This is a genomic window from Streptomyces sp. NBC_00286, assembly GCF_036173125.1.
Taxonomy (GTDB): Bacteria; Actinomycetota; Actinomycetes; order Streptomycetales; family Streptomycetaceae; genus Streptomyces.
Genome location: NZ_CP108054.1, coordinates 2,987,810 through 3,007,461, shown reverse-complemented (window position 1 = coordinate 3,007,461; position 19,652 = coordinate 2,987,810). Strand labels below are relative to the sequence as shown.

18 protein-coding genes and 2 riboswitches are annotated in these 19,652 nt (G+C 68.8%); of the genes, 10 read left to right on the top strand and 8 right to left on the bottom strand.

Translation table 11 applies throughout. The features are described from left to right. Positions 1-93: 93 nt before the first annotated feature. From OHT21_RS13440 to OHT21_RS13425, 4 genes are all read left to right on the top strand, one after another. The gene (locus OHT21_RS13440; RefSeq protein ID WP_443050359.1) at positions 94-1,329 is read left to right on the top strand and encodes an Ig-like domain-containing protein; all 1,236 of its coding nucleotides are present in this window, start codon (positions 94-96) and stop codon (positions 1,327-1,329) included. Between the two features lie 197 nt (positions 1,330-1,526). Next, positions 1,527-2,780, top strand: a complete 1,254-nt coding sequence (locus OHT21_RS13435; RefSeq protein WP_443050633.1) for a L,D-transpeptidase — start codon at positions 1,527-1,529, stop codon at positions 2,778-2,780. A gap of 153 nt (positions 2,781-2,933) precedes the next feature. Next, positions 2,934-3,701 (top strand): enoyl-CoA hydratase/isomerase family protein, encoded by a 768-nt coding sequence (locus OHT21_RS13430; RefSeq protein WP_328768506.1) that lies wholly within the window; start codon positions 2,934-2,936, stop codon positions 3,699-3,701. A 294-nt stretch (positions 3,702-3,995) separates the two neighbouring features. Beyond that, on the top strand, positions 3,996-4,505 hold the full coding sequence (locus tag OHT21_RS13425) for an ATP-binding protein (RefSeq protein WP_328768505.1): 510 nt from the start codon (positions 3,996-3,998) through the stop codon (positions 4,503-4,505). A gap of 133 nt (positions 4,506-4,638) precedes the next feature. Here the strand turns inward: OHT21_RS13425 and OHT21_RS13420 are convergent, their stop codons facing one another. Then, the gene (locus OHT21_RS13420) at positions 4,639-5,286 is read right to left on the bottom strand and encodes a GNAT family N-acetyltransferase (RefSeq protein ID WP_328768504.1); all 648 of its coding nucleotides are present in this window, start codon (positions 5,284-5,286) and stop codon (positions 4,639-4,641) included. Positions 5,287-5,436: 150 nt separating this feature from the next. Here OHT21_RS13420 and OHT21_RS13415 point away from each other — a divergent pair, with 150 nt between their 5' ends. Next, positions 5,437-5,649, top strand: coding sequence for an EF-hand domain-containing protein (locus OHT21_RS13415; RefSeq protein ID WP_165339153.1), 213 nt, complete (start codon positions 5,437-5,439; stop codon positions 5,647-5,649). A gap of 148 nt (positions 5,650-5,797) precedes the next feature. Here OHT21_RS13415 and OHT21_RS13410 read toward each other — a convergent pair whose 3' ends face one another. Both OHT21_RS13410 and OHT21_RS13405 read right to left on the bottom strand, forming a co-directional pair. Continuing rightward, positions 5,798-7,225, bottom strand: a complete 1,428-nt coding sequence (locus OHT21_RS13410) for a non-reducing end alpha-L-arabinofuranosidase family hydrolase (RefSeq protein ID WP_328768503.1) — start codon at positions 7,223-7,225, stop codon at positions 5,798-5,800. Between the two features lie 276 nt (positions 7,226-7,501). After that, positions 7,502-8,152, bottom strand: a complete 651-nt coding sequence (locus tag OHT21_RS13405; protein ID WP_328768502.1) for a TetR/AcrR family transcriptional regulator — start codon at positions 8,150-8,152, stop codon at positions 7,502-7,504. 110 nt (positions 8,153-8,262) lie between these two features. On the opposite strand from OHT21_RS13405, the gene OHT21_RS13400 reads away from it, so the two are divergent. Beyond that, positions 8,263-10,464 (top strand): MMPL family transporter, encoded by a 2,202-nt coding sequence (locus OHT21_RS13400; protein WP_328768501.1) that lies wholly within the window; start codon positions 8,263-8,265, stop codon positions 10,462-10,464. A gap of 139 nt (positions 10,465-10,603) precedes the next feature. Here the strand turns inward: OHT21_RS13400 and OHT21_RS13395 are convergent, their stop codons facing one another. Beyond that, positions 10,604-11,161 (bottom strand): glycoside hydrolase family 25 protein, encoded by a 558-nt coding sequence (locus OHT21_RS13395; protein ID WP_328768500.1) that lies wholly within the window; start codon positions 11,159-11,161, stop codon positions 10,604-10,606. A gap of 166 nt (positions 11,162-11,327) precedes the next feature. Here OHT21_RS13395 and OHT21_RS13390 point away from each other — a divergent pair, with 166 nt between their 5' ends. Further along, the gene (locus tag OHT21_RS13390) at positions 11,328-11,861 is read left to right on the top strand and encodes an NUDIX domain-containing protein (RefSeq protein WP_328768499.1); all 534 of its coding nucleotides are present in this window, start codon (positions 11,328-11,330) and stop codon (positions 11,859-11,861) included. Here OHT21_RS13390 and OHT21_RS13385 read toward each other — a convergent pair. From OHT21_RS13385 to gcvT, 4 genes are all read right to left on the bottom strand, one after another. Continuing rightward, positions 11,848-13,215, bottom strand: coding sequence for an L-serine ammonia-lyase (locus OHT21_RS13385; RefSeq protein ID WP_328768498.1), 1,368 nt, complete (start codon positions 13,213-13,215; stop codon positions 11,848-11,850). The two genes, OHT21_RS13390 and OHT21_RS13385, sit on opposite strands and share 14 nt — an antisense overlap. Before the next feature lie 126 nt (positions 13,216-13,341). Further along, entirely contained in the window at positions 13,342-14,619 is a 1,278-nt protein-coding gene (gene glyA, locus OHT21_RS13380) for a serine hydroxymethyltransferase (RefSeq protein ID WP_328768497.1), read from the bottom strand. A 14-nt stretch (positions 14,620-14,633) separates the two neighbouring features. Next, on the bottom strand, positions 14,634-15,023 hold the full coding sequence (gene gcvH, locus OHT21_RS13375; RefSeq protein WP_328768496.1) for a glycine cleavage system protein GcvH: 390 nt from the start codon (positions 15,021-15,023) through the stop codon (positions 14,634-14,636). 151 nt (positions 15,024-15,174) lie between these two features. After that, positions 15,175-16,353 carry a glycine cleavage system aminomethyltransferase GcvT gene (gcvT, locus tag OHT21_RS13370; RefSeq protein ID WP_328768495.1) on the bottom strand — a complete coding sequence of 393 codons (1,179 nt, stop codon included), beginning with the start codon at positions 16,351-16,353 and terminating at the stop codon, positions 15,175-15,177. A gap of 34 nt (positions 16,354-16,387) precedes the next feature. Then, a riboswitch (glycine riboswitch) is annotated at positions 16,388-16,506 on the bottom strand. Next, positions 16,507-16,621, bottom strand: a riboswitch (glycine riboswitch). 208 nt (positions 16,622-16,829) lie between these two features. Between gcvT and OHT21_RS13365 the strand changes: the two genes are divergently transcribed. The 3 genes from OHT21_RS13365 to OHT21_RS13355 all read left to right on the top strand — a co-directional run bounded on the left by OHT21_RS13365 (position 16,830) and on the right by OHT21_RS13355 (position 19,540). Continuing rightward, positions 16,830-17,522 carry an AAA family ATPase gene (locus OHT21_RS13365; protein ID WP_328768494.1) on the top strand — a complete coding sequence of 231 codons (693 nt, stop codon included), beginning with the start codon at positions 16,830-16,832 and terminating at the stop codon, positions 17,520-17,522. A gap of 271 nt (positions 17,523-17,793) precedes the next feature. After that, on the top strand, positions 17,794-18,570 hold the full coding sequence (locus OHT21_RS13360; RefSeq protein ID WP_328768493.1) for an enhanced serine sensitivity protein SseB: 777 nt from the start codon (positions 17,794-17,796) through the stop codon (positions 18,568-18,570). A gap of 181 nt (positions 18,571-18,751) precedes the next feature. Further along, positions 18,752-19,540 carry an enhanced serine sensitivity protein SseB C-terminal domain-containing protein gene (locus OHT21_RS13355; protein WP_328768492.1) on the top strand — a complete coding sequence of 263 codons (789 nt, stop codon included), beginning with the start codon at positions 18,752-18,754 and terminating at the stop codon, positions 19,538-19,540. Positions 19,541-19,652: the final 112 nt, after the last annotated feature.

Here is a 19,652-nt window from a genome sequence, read left to right as displayed (position 1 = left end):
TCGGCTCATCGTCGCGTCGTCCTTCCCACTGTTCTGCCCAGAGCGGGGCTCGCACTCACGTTTCCCCACGACCGGACAGATCGTTGAGTGCACGTGATGGATGCACACAGGCGCGCGCGACGCGCAGGGTCGGCACTGGCCGTCGTACTGACCTGGGCAGCGCTGCTGGCCACGACCTCGGCCTGCACGGCCGACGGGCTCGACAGCCTGCGCGGCAAGCCCCGCTCACCCGAGGAGGCGATCCACATCCGGCCCGGCGCCGGCAGCGGACCCGTACGCCCCGACCAGGAGCTGGAGGTGGGGGTCACGTCCGGGCGCCTGGAGTCCGTGAAGGTCGCCAAGTCCCGGGGCGCGCGGGCTTTTCGAGTGCCCGGGCGCATCGAAGCAGATGGCATGACCTGGCGGCCGGACGGCGACAGGAGGCTGGAGTCGGCGACCGCGTACACCGTGGACGCGGTCGCCCTCGACGGGCACGGGCGGCGGCTGGTGCGGCATGCGAGGTTGCGGACGTACGGCCCCGGCGAGCGGCTCATCGGACGTGTCACCCCGGAGCACCGGTCGACCGTCGGCACGGGAATGATCGTCTCGCTGGAGTTCAACCGCCAGGTCCAGAACCGGGCGGCCGTCGAGCGCGCCATCCAGGTGCGGGCGCGTCCCGCCGTCGAGATCCGCCCGCACTGGTTCGGCGGGAACCGGCTGGACTTCCGGCCCGAGAAGTACTGGAAGCCGGGTACGAAGGTCACCGTCGCCCTGCGGCTGCGGCACGTCGAAGCGGCGCCCGGCGTGTACGGGCTCGGGAACCGGACGTACTCCTTCACCGTCGGCCGCGACCAGACCAGCGTCGTCGACGCCGCCGAACACACCATGCGGGTACACCGCGACGGCGAACTCCTCGCCACGGTGCCGATCACGGCGGGCGCCCCCAAGACGACGACGTACAACGGGAAGATGGTGGTCACCGAGAAGCTCGAGGTGACCCGGATGAACGGCGCCACGGTCGGCTTCGAAGACGCCGACGGCAAGGGCGAGTACGACATCCCGGACGTCCCGCACGCGATGCGGCTCACCGACTCCGGGACCTTCCTGCACGGCAACTACTGGGCGCGGGGCGTGTTCGGCAACGCCAATGTCAGCCACGGCTGTGTGGGCCTGCGCGATGTGAAGGGCGGCAGCTCCGCGAGCCCGGCGGGCTGGTTCTTCGACCGCAGCCTGATCGGTGACGTCGTCGAAGTCGTGCACAGCGACGACAAGATGGTCGCGCCAGGCAACGGACTTGGCGGTTGGAACATCTCATGGAAGGAGTGGAAGGCGGGCTCTGCCGTGAATTAGGCGGAGACGGGTGGGACATAAGAAGGACATAGGTGGGAGAACACGAGATCAATTTCAGCTGAACTTGGGACTGAAAAGTGACAATTACGGGGAGCCACCGCTGCTGGTCATATGGTTGATTGGCGCGGTGCGCGCGTGCGACGCGCAGGAGTGCGGGCCCGGTTGACGGGCCGTGCGAGGGGAGAAGCAAGTTGAAGATCGGGCGACCGATATCGGGGGCGTCGGTTGGCGCACGGGGGCGCGGACGAACAGGGCGTACGGGGCTTCTGGCGCTGATACTCGGCGTGCTGCTGATCGCCGTGACGGCGTGCGGTGGCGGAGGGGGTTCCGACTCGAACTCGGGCTCCGGCGGTGACAAGAACGGGGGCAAGGGCGGCTCTGACCAGGCCGAGTCCAGAACCTCGCAGGCGGTCGTGACCATAGCGCCCAAGGACGGCGCCGACGATGTGGACACCAACGGCGCCCTGAAGATATCCGCGGCCAAAGGCAAGCTGACCGAGGTCAAGGTCGCGGACTCGAAGGGCAAGGCCGTCGAGGGCAAGATCACTGACGGCGGGGCGAGTTGGACGCCCACCTACCACCTGGCGTCCGACACCAAGTACAAGGTGCAGGCGACGGCCAAGGACTCCGAAGGCCGCGAGGCGACCGAAGAGTCCAGCTTCACGACGCTGACCCCGAAGAACACCTTCATCGGCATCTTCACGCCCGAAGACGGTTCCAAGGTGGGCGTCGGAATGCCCTTCTCGCTCAACTTCAACCGGGGCATCACCAAGCCCGAGGACGTCGAGAAGGCCATCCGTATCAAGACGGAGCCCGCGGTGGAGGTCAAGGGCCACTGGTTCGGCAACGACCGGCTGGACTTCCGCCCGGAGAAATACTGGAAGCCCGGCACGAAGGTCACGGTCGACCTCAACCTGGACGGCGTGGAGGGACGGCCCGGCGTTTACGGCGAGCAGGCCAAGACCGTGTCGTTCACCATCGGCCGCAGCCAGATATCCACCGTGGACGTCAAGTCCAAGAAGATGACGGTCAAGCGCGACGGCAAGGTCATCAAGACCATTCCGGTCACGACGGGCAAGCCGGGCTACGAGACCTGGAACGGCCAGATGGTCATCACCGAGCGCCACGAAATGACCCGTATGAACGGCGAAACGGTCGGCTACGGCGGCGAGTACGACATCAAGGACGTCTCACACGCCATGCGCCTGTCGACCTCGGGCACCTTCATCCACGGCAACTACTGGGGCGGCGACGCCTTCGGCAACTACAACGCCAGCCACGGCTGCATCGGCCTGCGCGACCTGAAGGGCGGCAGCTCCTCAAGTCCCGCGGGCTGGTTCTTCGACCGCTCGATGGTCGGCGACGTGGTGATCGTGAAGAACTCCAACGACCGGATCATCGACCCGGACAACGGGCTCAACGGCTGGAACATGCCGTGGGACAAGTGGTAGGCGAGTGAGTCGTACGGGCCTGGCGTGACGGGTCCGGATGGGCTGTGACGGGGCCGGTGTGCTGTGGGAGCACGCCGGCCCCGTTGTCGTTGGTCCCCGTGCTGCATCTTCCCTCGGGGGGCGACCCCCAGGCCCCCCCGATACGGTTCCTTCATGACTGTGCATCTCGAAGTCGCCGAAGGTGTCGGCACGATCCGTCTCGACCGTCCGCCCATGAACGCGCTGGACGTCGCCACGCAGGACAGGCTCAAGGAGCTCGCGGAGGAGGCCACGCGTCGCGAGGACGTGCGCGCCGTGGTTCTCTACGGCGGCGAGAAGGTGTTCGCGGCGGGCGCGGACATCAAGGAGATGCAGGCCATGGACCATACGGCGATGGTCGTACGGTCCCGGGCCCTGCAGGACTCCTTCACCGCCGTGACCCGTATCCCCAAGCCGGTGGTGGCCGCGGTCACCGGCTACGCGCTGGGCGGGGGCTGCGAGTTGGCACTCTGCGCGGACTACCGCATCGCCGCGGACAACGCAAGGCTGGGCCAGCCGGAGATCCTGCTCGGGCTGATCCCCGGGGCGGGCGGCACCCAGCGGCTGTCCCGGCTGATCGGGCCCTCGCGCGCCAAGGACCTCATCTTCACCGGCCGTATGGTCAGGGCCGACGAGGCGCTCACCCTCGGCCTGGTGGACCGGGTGGTGCCCGCCGCCGAGGTGTACGAGCAGGCGCACGCGTGGGCCGCGGGGCTCGCGAAGGGACCGGCGCTCGCGCTGCGCGCCGCCAAGGAGGCGGTGGACGTGGGCCTTGAGACGGACCTGGAGACCGGGCTCGCGGTGGAACGCAACTGGTTCGCGGGGCTGTTCGCGACGGAGGACCGGGAGCGGGGGATGCGGAGCTTTGTGGAGGAGGGGCCGGGGAAGGCCAAGTTCCTCTGACGAAGCTGTCGAGTGATCAACTTTCCCTGATCAACTGGCAGTTGACGCGACGTCGTACGCCGGTGTCCCCCGATGGGGCGGTTTATATGAGCCTTGAGTCGAACTCGAGGTCGCCTGCTCGGGGGCCGTCGGCGATTGCCCTCAACTGGGCTGTCTTTGCTGGTCAATCGGTGTGCACCGCCTCGCGTACTACCCGTGGCATATGCCTTCAGGGTGGCTTGGAACGGAAGGTTCCCGGGGGCGTATTCCTCTGGAACGGCCCCGAAAGGCGTTCTGGGCGGCCATGATGGGGGCATGGCGGGGCTGGAGGGTATGGAACAGCCGCGGCGGCACGCGAGTGCGACCGCGGCGCGTTGGTCACCCGGAGTCGAGGACGAACGCGCACTGAAGGCACTGGAGTTGTACGGCAACCCGACACAGGCCGAGGTTCCGTTGCCGTCCCGCCCGGAGTCGGCGGCCACGGCGCGCCGGCTGACCCAGGTGGTCGTCCTTCGCGAGTGGGGACTCTCCCCGAAGATCACCGAGGACGCCGTACTCCTGGTCTCCGAACTCGTCGGCAACGCCGTACGCCACACCGGCGCCCGCGTCTTCGGCCTCCGCATGCGCAGCCGCCGCGGCTGGATCCGCATCGAGGTCCGCGACCCCTCCCGCGGCCTGCCCTGTCTCATGCCCGTCCGCGACCTGGACGTCAGCGGCCGAGGCCTGACCCTCGTCGACAAACTCTCCGACCGCTGGGGAGTCGACCTACTGCCTCGCGGCAAGACGACGTGGTTCGAGATCCGGGTGACTCCGGACCACCACTGACGAGCGTCGCACGGGCGACTGCCGCACGGGGCTCCGCCCCGGACCCCGCTTCGGGGGCCAGTCCCCGTACCCCCAGTCCTCAATCGCCGGACGGGCTGAATTTTTCAGCGAGCCCCACGGGCGACCGCCCGGCTCACTGCCCGACGAGCAGCGCCTCCGCCCCGACCGGGCGGAACCCCGCCGCCTGGAACGCCCGTACGCTGCGGGCGTTGCCGGCGGCCAGCTGCGCCCAGACGGGTTCGCCCGCGCTGAGGTGCCGTGCCGCCGAGGCCAGAGCACGTCCCAGCCCTCGGTGCCGTACGGACTCATCCACCTCGACCGCGACCTCAAGCCGCCCCGCCACCCCACGCCCCAGGACGAGTACGCCACCGTCGGCGGCCCACACCCGCACCTCGTCACGCCGCTTGCGGGCGCGGGCGACCCGGGGATGGTCGGGGTCGCGAAGCTCGGACAGCGCGAGCGACGGGGGACGCGGCGGACCCGGCACGGGTGTGGCGACGGTCAGCAGATCGATGGTGTCCGTCGTACGCCCCGTCCGGTCCATGAACGCGGCCAGGAACCGCGGGTTCATGGTCGCCGCGAGGGCATCGCAGTCCAGGGACCGCAACAGCGTACGCACCCACTCCGGATCCTCGTCCGTGAAGACAACGGAGTGCGCGGTGAAGGCGATGACGCCGGCGTCCCGCCGATCATGCTGCGGTACGACGGTGACGCCGCCGTCCGCGGGCGGGAACTTCCCACGGGTCGCCGCGTCGAGAATGTCCCGCAGAGTGTCACGCATGAGGTCCCCTCTCACCGGCTTCAGTCTCCACCCGCTGGAAGGCCCGGACTCCACCGCGGTGGTCGCCGCGCTCCGTTCCCAGCCCGCCGGTTAATCTGACCTCCGACAGCAGGACATGGTTGACAGTGACATAGCAAGAAGGGGCACCCGGTGGCGGACATCGAGGAAGCACGTAAGCAGTTCCAGCGGATTGACACGGATGGTGACGGCTTCGTCACCGCCGCCGAGTTCAAGACCGCCCTGGCCCAAGGCGGCGACTGGAACGTCACCGAGTCCGTGGCGGAGACCGTGATCGCCGACCGGGACCTCAACGGCGACAAGCTCCTCTCGTTCGACGAGTTCTGGGCGAACCTGAACAAGTGAGCCGAGGATGGGGAACCCCAGCCGACGCGCGGCTGGGGTTCCTCAAGGCGGTGGGTATCGGTCAGCAGGTGGAGTTGCTCACGCCGAAGACAGCTCGTCTACGCGTCGGCGGACCGCACCCCATCGCGATCACCGGGGATCAGGCGGGTCAGCGCTGCAGGGTGAGCAGGCCCGGCCGGTACGGCAGTTTCTGGTAGTCGGTGCCCCCCGGTGTGTTGGTGGGGAGGCCCTGGTAGAGGAACTGCAGGTTGCAGGGATCGATGGTCATGGTCTCGTCGGGGTTGTTGCGGACCAGATCACCGTGGCTGACGCCCTGGGCCCAAGTGGAACCGCTGTTGGCCTGGCCCGCGAAGGGGCTGCTCTCGCTGCCGGCCTGGACGGTCCACGGACCGTTCAGACTGGAGGCGGTGAACGAGCGGAAGTAGCGGTTCGAACCCTGCGCCTCAACGATCATGAGGTACTGGTTCTGGCCCTGGACCTTGTAGACCTCCGGCGCCTCGAACAGAAGGTCCCTGTTCGCTTCGCTCATGATCGTCGTGTACGAGGAGCCGAAGTTGCCCGGGAAGTTCCCGATCGGCATGCTCGCCCGGTAGATCTTGCCGTTGTCACCGGCGAAGAACAGGTACATGTTCTGGTCGTCGGCGATCATGGTCGGGTCGAGTGGGGCGCCACCTTCGCCGGCGGGGAAGCTGCCGGTGAACAGCGGCTGCCGGGCGGACCAGCCGTTGGGGTTGGTGGGGTCGCTGGACGTGCGGTAGTAGAACGGCCACTGACCCCACTGGTCCACCATCACCCAGATGTTCTTGGGCGCGAAGTAGAACAGTTCGGGCGCCACCGCCACGGGCTCGTTCATCGCGGTCTGGGTGGCCGCCCCCATGTCCGACCAGTTCGTGAAGGGACTGAACGCCGTCGAGCCCCACTTCGTTCCGTCGGAGGTGGTCGCGTAGACCAGGTGCTTGCCGTTGTACGTGGTGGTGGCGAAGTCCTTCAGCGCGACCTGCCCGTTCGCCGGCTCTGCCAGCGGACCCGTCGAGGTCCACCGGTAGGTCGACGGAAGAGCACACGCGTTGCTCGCCCCGGACAGGCCGGTCCACTTCTGGTTGGCGCCGCCGTGGCACGACCAGATATGCACCCCCGTGCCGTTGGCCGTACCCCAGCCCGAGACGTCCAGGCACAGCCCGGACCGCACGCTGACGATCGTGCCGTCGGCGTTCACCCGCCACTGCTGGTTCGTAGTGCCGGTACACGTCCAGATCTGCACCGGGGTCCCGGACGTGGTGCCGCCTCCCCGGACATCCAGGCACTTGTTGCCGTACACGGTCAGCTGGTCGCTGTCCGTCAACGTCCACTTCTGGTTGGTTCCGTCGTGGCAGTCCCAGATGTGCACGTTCGCGCCGTCGGTCTGGCTGAAGCCCGCCACATCGAGACACCGGCCGGAAGCAACACTGCGCAAGTCGTTGGTGGTGGCCGCCTGAGCCGGGCCGGCGACGAGCAGCGCCGCCAACGCGGCCAGGGCCGCAACCACGGCGGCGAGCACCGCAGAGGGATGTCTGTGGCTGAAACTACGTCTGTGCATAAGGACCTCGTCATCCTTGAGCATGCGGCTCCGGTTTGTCCCGTGAGGCTGTTCGGACGCCGGTGTGGTGCGGCCCTTGACGTTCGATATGTCGAACTAGGGTCGAAGTGTCGAGCAATTGGGATGATTGAGGTTCCGGTGAACAGCGTCAATACCTCTCGCGCAATTCGCGAGCCGAAACATTCGCATTGAACCAGGTGGCTTCAACTTCCGTGGTTGTACGGGTCTTTGGCGTGAGGGGCGGGGCCGTGGAACCAACCCCCTGAGGCACGGCACCTACCGGACAAGACCCGCCACGATCGTGCTGATGGTGCGTTCGACGACCGCGTCGCGCTGATCGGCGGGGAGGCGGGCGAGGGGCCCGTCAAGGATGAGCAGCGAGAGGCCGTGGACGGTCGACCAGGCGGCGACCTCGGCGGCGGGCCGGTTCTCCGGCCGCATCCGGCCCGTGGCCACGAGCGCGTCGAGCGTGTCGGAGAGCTCTACGAACGCCGCGAACTCCGGCCTGTCGTCGGGGGCTTCGAGGCCGGTGAAGGCATCGGGCTCCTCCGTGGTCGTACGGCAGAAGGCGGTGCGGAAGAGCCCCGGGTGCTCGATCGCGAACCGTACGTACCCGCGCCCGATCGCCTCCGCCCTGCGCACGGCCTCCTCCCCGGGGTCGTCGAGCCGGGGTCGTGCGTTCAGGGTCTCGGTCATCGATGCGGCGAGCGCCTGCTGGCCACGGGCCTTCACGGCATGGAGGAGATCTCCCTGGCCGCTGAAGTGGCGGTATGCGGCGGTGGGTGACACGCCGACGCTGCGGGCCGCCTCACGCAGGACGACCCGCTCGGGGCCGCCTTCGGCCGCGAGTTCCACGGCGGCCCCGATCAGCGCGTTACGGAGATCGCCGTGGTGGTAGCGGGACTTGCCGCCAGTGATCGCTCCCATGACTCCATCCTGCCCGATGACTCCATCCGGCTCCGAAAGCCGAAGTTGACGCCGTTAACATCCTGTGCCATCGTCAATGTTAACGGCATAAACATCTGGGGGAGATCACCGTGTTCGATCGAATTTCCGAGCTGGCCCTCCATCGGGGCCGACTCCTACTGACACTGACCGCGGTGGCCGTGGTCGCCATGGCGGCCATCGGCTTCGGGGCGTTCGGCAAGCTCCTGGGCGGCGGCTTCGAGGATCCGAACGCGCCCTCGACCCGCGCCCAGGAGCTCATCGACGAGAAGTTCGGCGGCGAGACCAATCTGGTCCTGCTGGTACGGGCCGACGATGGCGACCTCGGTTCCCCCGAGGCCGAACGCGCGGGCCGCACCCTCACCTCGGAGCTCAAGGGTGAGCCCACCGTGGCGAACGTGATCTCGTACTGGGACACCGGCGCCGCCACGCTGACCTCCCGGGACGGCGACGCGGCCCTGGTGCTGGCCCACGTCAAGGGCGACGACACCGAACAGGGCGACAACGCCTCGGCGCTCATCGACGCGTACACCGGCGACCGGAACGGGCTGAGCGTGCAGGCCGGCGGAAACGCCGCAGTCGGCGACGAAGTACCCAACCAGGTAGCCAAGGACCTCGCGCTGGCCGAGGCGATCGCCGTACCCCTGATCCTCATCCTGCTCGTGATCGCCTTCGGCAGCCTCGTCGCGGCACTGCTGCCCCTGGTCATCGGGCTGATCGCGATCGTCGGCACCTTCGCCGAGCTCTATGTGCTCGGCAGCATCACCAACGTGTCGGTGTTCTCGATCAACCTCACCACCGCCCTCGGTCTTGGCCTCGGTATCGACTACGCCCTGCTCATGATCAGCCGGTTCCGCGAGCACCTCGCGGAGGGCGCCGACGTTCCCGAGGCACTCCGGCACACCGTACGGACGGCCGGGCGGACCATCGTCTTCTCGGCGGCGACCGTCGCCGCCGCACTCGCCGCCCTGCTGGTCTTCCCGCAGTTCTTCCTGCGCTCCTTCGCCTACGCGGGCATCGGCGTGGTGATCATCGCCGCCGTCAGCGCCCTGCTCGTCGTCCCGGCGCTGCTCGCCGTGCTCGGCCACCGGGTCAACAACGGCCGCCTGCCCTGGGCGCAGACCGTACGCAGCGCCGAGGCGCCCTTCTGGGGCCGGCTGGCCCGCACGGTCATGCGCAGGCCAGCGCTGACCGCACTTCCGGTCCTCGGGATCCTGCTGCTCGCCGCGAGTCCACTGCTCGGCGTCACCTTCGGCACGCCGGACGAGCGGGTGCTGCCGGAGAGCGCCCAGAGCCGACAGGTCGCCACCGAAATTCAGCGCGACTTCACAGGCAGCGACGAGTCGGCGGTTCAGATCGTCACGACCGGGCCCGTGGCCGCGGACGGGCTGCGCTCGTACGCGACCGAACTGTCGCGGCTCGACGGCGCCGTGCGGGTCGAGACGTCCGCCGGCACCTTCAGCGAGGGTCGCGCCACCCCGCCAGGGCCTGCGAATGCCGTACTCGGCCGCCCCGACGCCCAGCGGATCACGGTCGTCACCGGCCTCACCCCCAAGTCGGACGAGGCCCAGGACCTGGTCAAGGACGTACGGGCGGTGGATCCGCCCGCCGGGACCGAGACGCTGGTCGGCGGCACCGACGCGCGGCTCGTCGACTCCAAGGACTCGATCGCCGACCGGCTCCCGGCCGCCATCGCTCTCGTGGCGGTCACCACATTCGTACTCCTCTTCCTGTTCACCGGCAGCGTGGTGCAGCCGCTCCGAGCGCTGGTCCTCAACGCCATCAGCCTCACCGCGGCCATCGGCGTGATGGTGTGGATCTTCCAGGACGGCCACCTGTCCTCTCTGCTCGGCTTCACGCCACAGCCGATGGACACCTCCATGACGGTGCTCATGTTCTGCATCGCCTTCGGCCTGTCCATGGACTACGAGGTCTTCGTGACCAGCCGGATCAAGGAACTGCACGACGCGGGCGCCGACACCGAGACCGCCGTCACCAGCGGGCTCTCGCACACCGGGCGAATCGTGACCATGGCCGCCGGGCTGCTCGCGGTGAGCTTCTTCGCCTTCGGCACGGCCCAGGTCAGCTTCATCCAGATGTTCGGGCTCGGCAGCGGCCTGGCGATCCTGATCGACGCGGTGGCCGTACGCGGAGTACTGGTACCGGCCGCCATGCGCCTCCTCGGCCGTACGGCCTGGTACTCGCCGAAGCCGCTGCGCGCGGTGCACGGTCGGCTGGGCCTCACCGAGGGCGCGCCCGCCGAGAAGGAGGAGCGGACGCCCGCCAAGGTCTGACCCTCTGGCGGCGTGCAGTCGACGCAGGCGCTCGGCCGGGACTCCCGGCCGAGTGCCTACGTCGGGACGTCGGGACGTCGGGACGTCGGGACGTCGGGACGCGGCACCAACTCTGAACCCTGTCGCATGAGTAGGCGGGTCAGCCGCCCTGAGCCCACTCCTTCAGCGCGGCCTTGCTGCTGAAGTCGGCCACGTTCTTGTCCAGCGGGTTGTCGGTGTACTGGTGGAAGCGCCACTTGGCCTGGATGCGGGGTTTGCCGGCGGTCACGTAGTCGGCGATCCACAGGCCGTCGCCCGCGTACGAGGTGCTGTCGTGGTTCAGCCAAAAGTTCCGGTTGCAATACAGGATGGTGCGGTGATTGGGCCGCAGTTCCTTCACCTTCCGGATGAACCGGTCCTTTTCCGAGTTGCTCGCACGCGTGCCCTCACTCGTCGTTTCCCAGTCCACCGCGAGGATGTCGCCCGCTTTTTCCGGGGCCTTGCTGACGAAGTACTCGGCTTGGGTCGTGAGGTTGCCCGGCCAGAGGAAGTGGTAGAAGCCGACCACACAGCCGGCGTCGCGGGCTCTCTTCGTCTGGGCGGCCAGCTTGGGGTTGGTGTACGTACGGCCCTCCGTCGCCTTGACGAAGACGAAGGACAGGCCATCGGTGTCGTACGAGGACGACTGGTGGGAACTGACATCGATGCCGCGCAGCATGGGGGGATCCTCCGTGCGGTGGGGGAGAGGGGCGAGGGGGCGAGGGAAATAGCAACTACCTTGCGTTTTCCCTTACTTCAGATGCCTCACCCTCGTATGGATGTTCTGCCGAACGCAGGCGCAAAGCCTAAACTGCCCATCCACCGGCCGACGAAGGGACGTAACCGTGGCTCAGCGGTCAACCGAGGACGAGCCCATTGCCCTCAAGCCCGCCCTCGAATCGATGACCCGGCTCGTCGCCGCCGTCATCGTCCACGACAAGGCCACCAACCGCGTCGTCCTCCTCCAGCGCGGCCAGAACGCCAAATTCGGCCAGGGCATGTGGGATCTCCCCGTCGGCAAGAGCGAACCCGGCGAACCCATCACCGAAACCGCCGTACGCGAGCTCTACGAGGAGACCGGCCTCACCGTGAAGCCGGAGTCGCTGAAGGTCGCCCACATCATCCACTGCGCCTGGGGCGTCGAAGCCCCCAACGGCTTCCTCACCGTGGTCTTCACCGCCCACGAATGGACCGGCGAACCCGAGAACCGAGAACCGCGCAAGCACGCCCAGGTTCGCTGGGTTGACGTCGAGGCCATCCCCGACGAGTTCGTGAGATCCACCGCAAGTGCCCTCCACAACTACCTCAAGGGTGGCCCTCAGGTGTTCCTGGACGGCTGGACGGCAGGGAAGGGGGCGAGCACCCTCAGCACTCGATGATGTTCACCGCGAGTCCGCCCCGGGCGGTCTCCTTGTACTTCACGCTCATGTCGGCGCCGGTGTCCTTCATGGTCTTGATGACCTTGTCGAGGGAGACCTTGTGGGAGCCGTCGCCGCGCATCGCCATCTTCGCGGCGGTGACGGCCTTGACGGCGGCCATGCCGTTGCGTTCGATGCAGGGGATCTGGACCAGGCCGCCGACCGGGTCGCAGGTCAGGCCGAGGTTGTGTTCCATGCCGATCTCGGCGGCGTTCTCCACCTGTTCCGGCGAGCCGCCCAGGACTTCGGCCAGCGCGCCGGCGGCCATGGAGCAGGCGGAGCCGACCTCGCCCTGGCAGCCGACCTCGGCGCCGGAGATGGAGGCGTTCTCCTTGAAGAGCATGCCGATGGCGCCGGCGGCGAGCAGGAAGCGGACGACTCCGTCTTCGTCGGCGCCGGGGACGAAGTTGAGGTAGTAGTGCAGGACGGCCGGGATGATGCCCGCCGCGCCGTTCGTGGGGGCGGTGACCACGCGGCCGCCCGCCGCGTTCTCCTCGTTCACGGCCATCGCGTACAGCGTGATCCACTCCATGGCGTGGGCCAACGGGTCGCCCTCCGCGCGGAGTTGGCGGGCTGAGACGGCGGCGCGGCGGCGGACCTTCAGGCCGCCGGGCAGGATGCCTTCGCGCGACATGCCGCGGGCCACGCATGCCTGCATCACCCGCCAGATCTCCAACAGCCCGGCCCGGATCTCGTCCTCGGTGCGCCAGGCCCGCTCGTTCTCCAGCATCAGTGCGGAGATCGACAGGCCGGTCTCCCGGGCCAGGCGCAGGAGTTCGTCGCCGGTACGGAAGCGGTACTTGAGGACCGTGTCGTCGAGCTTGATGCGGTCGGCCCCCACCGCCTCCTCGTCGACGACGAAGCCGCCGCCCACCGAGTAGTACGTCCTCGTCAGGAGTTCGGCGCCGGCAGCGTCGTACGCCCAGAGGGTCATGCCGTTCGCGTGGTACGGCAGCGTCTTGCGGCGGTGCAGGATCAGGTCGTCGTCGAAGGAGAAGGGGATCTCACGCTCGCCGAGCAGGTTCAGGAGCTTCTCGGAGCGGATCGCGTCCACGTGCTCGTCCGCCGTCTCGACGTCCACGGTTCCCGGGGAGGCGCCCTCCAAGCCGAGCAGTACGGCCTTCGGGGTGCCGTGGCCGTGCCCGGTCGCGCCCAGGGAGCCGTACAACTCGGCGCGTATCGAGGCGGTCGGGGCCAGCAGGCCCTCGTTCTTCAGGCGGTGGGCGAACATGCGTGCCGCGCGCATCGGGCCGACCGTGTGGGAGCTGGACGGGCCGATGCCGATCGAGAAGAGGTCGAAGACGGAGATGGCCACGGTGACTCCTCAACTACAAGGTGGTGCATGGGGTGGGGCACCGCGCACGTACGTCTCAGTGTGCGCGGTGCCCCGAAGAAAGCGCCCGAAGATAGCGCCCCAACTAGTCGTACGGAACGTACGGACCTACTTCAGGCCCGCGTACAGCGGGTGCTTGTCGGCCAGCGCCGACACCCGTGCCTTCAGCGACTCGGCGTCGGCCTCCCCGAAGGGAGAAGCCGCCTTCAGCGCCTCGGCGATGATGTCCGCGACCTCGGCGAAGTCCTCGGCCGTGAAGCCGCGGGTGGCGAGGGCCGGCGTACCGATCCTGAGGCCGGACGTCACCATCGGCGGGCGCGGGTCGTTCGGGACGGCGTTGCGGTTGACGGTGATGCCGACCTCGTGGAGACGGTCCTCGGCCTGCTGGCCGTCGAGCTCGGAGTGGCGCAGGTCGACCAGGACGAGGTGTACGTCCGTGCCGCCGGACAGCACCGAGACGCCGGCCGAGGTGACGTCGTCCCGCATCAGGCGCTCGGCGAGGATCCGCGCGCCCTCCAGCGTGCGCCGCTGGCGCTCCTTGAACTCCTCCGAGGCCGCGACCTTGAAGGAGACGGCCTTCGCGGCGATCACATGCTCCAGGGGACCGCCCTGCTGACCGGGGAAGACAGCCGAGTTGATCTTCTTCGCGAGTTCCGCCGTGGACAGGATCACGCCACCGCGCGGACCGCCCAGCGTCTTGTGCGTGGTGGTCGTGACGACATGCGCGTGCGGGACGGGGTTCGGGTGCAGACCCGCCGCGACCAGGCCCGCGAAGTGCGCCATGTCGACCATCAGGTACGCGCCGACCTCGTCCGCGATGCGGCGGAAGGCGGCGAAGTCGAGCTGGCGCGGATACGCCGACCAGCCGGCCACGATCAGCTTCGGCTGGGACTCCTTGGCCAGCTTCTCGACCTGGGCCATGTCGACCTGGCCGGTCGCGTCGTCCACGTGGTACGCGACGACGTTGTACAGCTTGCCGGAGAAGTTGATCTTCATGCCGTGGGTCAGGTGCCCGCCGTGCGCGAGGTTCAGGCCCATGATCGTGTCGCCGGGCTTGAGCAGGGCGAACATCGCGGCGGCGTTGGCCTGGGCGCCCGAGTGCGGCTGGACGTTGGCGTGTTCGGCGCCGAAGAGCTCCTTGATCCGCTCGATGGCGATCCGCTCGACGACGTCGACGTGCTCACAGCCGCCGTAGTAGCGGCGACCCGGGTAGCCCTCGGCGTACTTGTTGGTGAGGACCGAGCCCTGGGCCTCCATGACCGCGACCGGAGCGAAGTTCTCCGAGGCGATCATCTCCAGGGTGGACTGCTGACGGTTCAGCTCGGCGTCGACGGCGGCGGCGACGTCCGGGTCGAGTTCGTGCAGGGGCTGGTTCAGAAGCGACATCAGTCAGGAGTCCTTCAGGAGGCGGAGTCGGAGCCGGAGAATTCGGTGTACTCGGCCGCGGAGAGCAGGTCCTTCGGCTCCTCGGCGATACGCACCTTGAACAGCCAACCGCCCTCGAACGGGGCCGTGTTCACCAGCGCCGGGTCGTCCACGACGTCCTGGTTGATCTCGGTGACCTCACCGGTGACGGGCGAGTACAGATCGCTGACCGACTTCGTCGACTCCAGCTCACCGCAGGTCTCGCCCGCGGTCACCGTGTCGCCGACCTCGGGGAGCTGGACGTACACGACGTCGCCGAGCGCGTTCGCCGCGTACTCGGTGATGCCGACCGTCGAGACGCCGTCCTCGGCGACCGACAGCCACTCGTGCTCCTTGCTGTAGCGCAGCTGCTGGGGAATGCTCATGGCCTGAATTCTCCTGTACGCGGGGGAAGGGTGATGAACGGGTTGTCGTGCGTGACGAGACCGCGGATACGACACGACACACGACACGCGGATACGAGACGGCACACGGGAACGTACGCCACGTCGCCGCGCCGCCGAACCGCCGGCGGGACTACTTCTGACGCTTGTAGAACGGCAACGCCACGACCTCGTACGGCTCGTGACTGCCCCGGATGTCCACGCCGACACCCGGCGTGCCGGGCGCGGAGTGCGCGGCGTCGACGTACGCCATCGCGATCGGCTTGCCGAGGGTCGGCGACGGCGCGCCGGAGGTGACCTCGCCGACGACCTTGCCGTCGGCGACGACCGCGTACCCGGCGCGCGGGACACGGCGGCCCTCGGCGACCAGGCCGACCAGGACGCGCGGCGGGTTCTCCTGAGCGCGCTCGGCGGCCTCGGCGAGCGCCTCGCGCCCCACGAAGTCGCCCTCCTTCTCGAACTTCACGACCCGCCCGAGCCCCGCGTCGAAGGGGGTGAGCGAGGTCGACAGCTCATGCCCGTACAGCGGCATGCCCGCCTCCAGACGCAGCGTGTCCCGACAGGACAGGCCGCAGGGGATGAGGCCCGCCGAGGAACCCGCCTCGGTCAGCGCCTGCCACAGCTTCTCCGCGTCGGCCGGGGCGACGAACAACTCGAAGCCGTCCTCACCGGTGTAGCCGGTCCGCGCGATCAGCGCCGGGACACCGGCGACCGTGCCGGGCAGACCCGCGTAGTACTTCAGGCCGTCCAGGTCGGCGTCGGTGAGCGACTTGAGGATGCCGGGGGACTCGGGGCCCTGGATCGCGAGCAGGGCATACGCGTCACGGTCGTCGCGTACGACGGCGTCGAAACCCCCACGAGCGGCGGCGCGCTCGGCCAGGGCGTCAAGGACCACCTCGGAGTTGGAGGCGTTCGCCACCACCATGTACTCGGTCTCCCCGAGCCGGTACACGATCAGGTCGTCGAGGATGCCGCCGTCCTCACGGCAGATCATGGTGTAGCGGGCGCGGCCGACCTTGACGCTCCCGAGGTTCCCGACCAGCGCGTAGTCGAGCAGCGCGGCGGCCTCCGGTCCGGTGACGGTGATCTCGCCCATGTGGGAGAGGTCGAAGAGACCCGCTTTCGTACGGACGGCCAGGTGCTCGTCGCGCTCGGAGCCGTACCGCAGCGGCATGTCCCAGCCGGCGAAGTCGGTCATCGTGGCGCCGAGCGAGCGATGCAGGGCTTGAATTGGGCTGTGGCGCGAAGCGCCTTCCGATAGGGCGGTGGTGGGTGACGGGTGGGCTGTGTGGCGTGGAGTGGTGCTGCTCATCGGACGGGCTCCCAAGGCATGACGGCGAGGTCGTTCCTCCCCATCTGTCATCGGAACCTGAGAGGTTCGCCATGACCTGTACGGTCAGTGGCTTGCACCGTGGGTGGAGCCGCCGCCCTGACTACCAGGAGACGACCCGCTTTTCAGATGTGCCTCGCCCGCGCGGTAACGGGGCCTGAGAGATTCAAGGGAGGGACTTGCTCCTTCGGCGCCCGGACACCCGTACACCTTCGTGTACACGTACCCGGAACTCTCCCGCGCGGATTCAAACGGCCGGTATGCAGTTGGCGCGCACATCATCGCACGCATCGGTGCGGCACGGCAGGGGGGTCATTCACAGCGGGCCCACAGGCGTTCACAGTGATCTGTGACGGGGCTGTGGCAGGGCAAGAACGAAAACGGAAGGCTGCGCGCATTACCTTCTCTTTACACTCGACGGGGATGGGTCTCCCGACCCGATGGGGAGGACGAACAGCGTGAACAGGACCACTGCGTACGCGACCGGTGCCGCCGTCGCACTGCCCAAGCAGCCCGCTGTCCCGGCTGCCCCGGCCAGGGAGGCGTGCGGCCCGTTCCCGGCGCCCGTCGTCCGTGATCTACGGGAGCGTGCGGGACACAGTCCGCACGGCCTGCGCTTCGGCGCGGCTGATCTCGTCGTCGTCACGGGCCTGCCGGGCAGCGGCAAGTCGACTCTGATGCGCCGCGCCGTGACGGGCGTGCGCATCGACTCGCAGGACACCCGCGACCGCTGGGACCACCGCCTGTCCCGCTTTCTGCCGTACGCGGTCTACCGCCCCCTCGTACGGGCCGCGCACTACGCGGGCCTGCGCCGTGCCCTGCGCTCCGGCGAGGGCGTCGTCGTGCACGACTGCGGCACCCAGGCCTGGGTACGCAACTGGATTGCCCGCGAGGCCCGCCGCCGCGGCGGCACGCTGCATCTGCTGCTGCTCGACGTCCCGCCGGACACGGCCCTCGACGGCCAGCGCGAGCGGGGCCGCGGCGTCTCCCGGTACGCCTTCGCCCGGCACCGGGCCGCGGTCGCCCGACTGCTGCGCTCCGTGGAGAAGGGCGACCTGCCGGAGGGCTGCGGCTCGGCGGTCCTCATCGACCGGTCGGCGGCGGATGTGCTGCGGCGGATCGACTTCGGTGACGGGCGCTCCGCTGGGTGAGGCGGGTCCAGGCTGCGGGTGCGTTGTGGCTGATCGCTCCCCCACTCTCGGCTTCGCTCGAGCGGGGGGACCCCCATCGCGGCGGAGCCGCAAATGTCACAGCCCCGCGCCCCTCAAGGAGGGACTGCGGCCTCCTTGAGGGGCGCGGGGCCGCACCAGAAGGGGCGCGGGGCCGCACCGGACGTCGGCAAGTCCGCGTAGGCGGGCGCTAGGGTTTTCCGGCGCAGCGGTTGCTGTGCAGCAGTGGTTTTCGAGCAGGTGGTAGAGGCAGATGGACTTCCCGGCACAGGCGCACCCTCATCCCCATGTCGGTTGGCCCGGCAACGAGTTGGAGGAGGTGCTCGCCGCGTCCCTGGGCGCCCCGGCGGGGCCGTCGGCCGGGGCCCGGATCGTGGAGGTCCTCGGCCGGAGCTTCCTCTGGGTGCCACTGCCGAACGGCGGGGGCCCGCACAGCGGTCCGCTGGACCTGCCCGCGATGGAGCTCGACGGACAGGCGTACGTCCCGGTCTTCAGCTCGGAGCAGCAGTTCCGGCAGATCGCCGGCGACTACATGCCATACACGATCGCGCCCGCAGTCGAGTTCGCGCGCGGCCTGCCACCGCAGGTGGGCATCGCCGTGAACCCGGAGGGCACGGTCGGCGTCCCGCTCCCTCCGCCCGCCGTAGCCGAACTGTGCCGAGCCGGCCGCACCGAACTGGACGGTCTCTCAGGCGGCGGCCGAGTCCGCCTGTACGAGCCCGACTGGCAGCACGACCCGGTGGACTTCCTCAACGCCGCAGCGACCGAGTTCGAAGCCACCGGCACCGTAAGAACGGCCCGCCGCTGCCTGGCAGCCATCGAAACAGCGGACCCGGTCCTGTTCATAGGCGTAGAACTGACCTCCTGGGACCCGGAAGCCCGAGCCCGCCCCCTGGACGCCTTGGACAGAGCCCTAAGCCGGGCCCCATCGCCCTGGCCAGTAAACCTGGTCTTCCTGGAAGCAGCAGTAGACCCAGTAACCACCTGGCTACGAGAAAGGGTCCGCCCCTTCTACACAGCCCCGCTGTAGGGGCCCCCGTAGGGGCGCGGGGAACTGCGCGACAAGCCACAACGGACCCGCAGCCCGCAATCAACAAGGAGCCCCGAGCTCAAATCGGCCCGTACAGCGGAGGCCAGCTCACAACGGTTCAGCCAGCGCAGCGCATAAGCTGGTTTCATATCCGAGTCAACTTCTCGAAGGGGCGGTACAGGTGAGCGCCAGCGGCATCGCGGCCGGGCAGGTCGAGCACATGCTGCGCCAGGTGACGCCCGGGCGTTACGACGCCTACGAGGCGCTCCTGCGGGCGCTCGCGACCCCCGGCGGTGGCCAGATCTGGATGCTGCTCTGGCACGGCCAGGCCGGCTCACCGGACGCCCAGTACGGGAACATGGAGGTGGAGGGCTTCAGCTACGCGCCCTGCGTCACCTCCGCCCAGGAGCTCTCGGCCAGCGGCTGGAACCGTTCGTACGAAGTCGTCGACGGCCTCGATGTGGCCCGCACCCTCTACCCCGACCACTACGGCCTGTGGCTGAATCCGCACGCTCCCGGCGGAGGCGTCGGCGTCCCCTGGCTCGACCTGCGCCGTCTCGCCACCGGCCTGGAGCGGCAGCCTGCGGGCCCGCTCCGGATGGCCGAGCCGAGCATCGAACTCCCGCAGTTCTACGCCCTCCTCGCGCAGAACGCGCATCGCACCGCCGCCGTCCGCTCGCTGCGCCGCGCCTGGGTGCAGCCCGCGCTCGGGGCGCCGTATCTGGCCATCGGCCTCGACGTGTACGACACGAGCCCGCCCGCCGTGGACTCGGTGCGGGCGATGATGCAGCAGTCGATCAGCGCCGTACCGGAGGGGCTGCCGGTGTCGACCGTCGCGATGTCCGACGAGTACGACCCGGTGGCCATGTGGATGCGGGCCATGACGCGCCCGTTCTACGACCGCGAGGCCCACGCGGCCCCCGCGCAGGCACCGGTGGCGGGCGGCTACGGCTACCCGGATTCTTACTGACCTGGCAGGGTCCGGCTCGCACCGGCGGAACCGTGGGTGCATGCAGAGCAGCCGGTCCAGTCTTCGGACTGGACCGGCTGCTCAGTCGCCGTGAGTTCGGGTGCGTGCACAC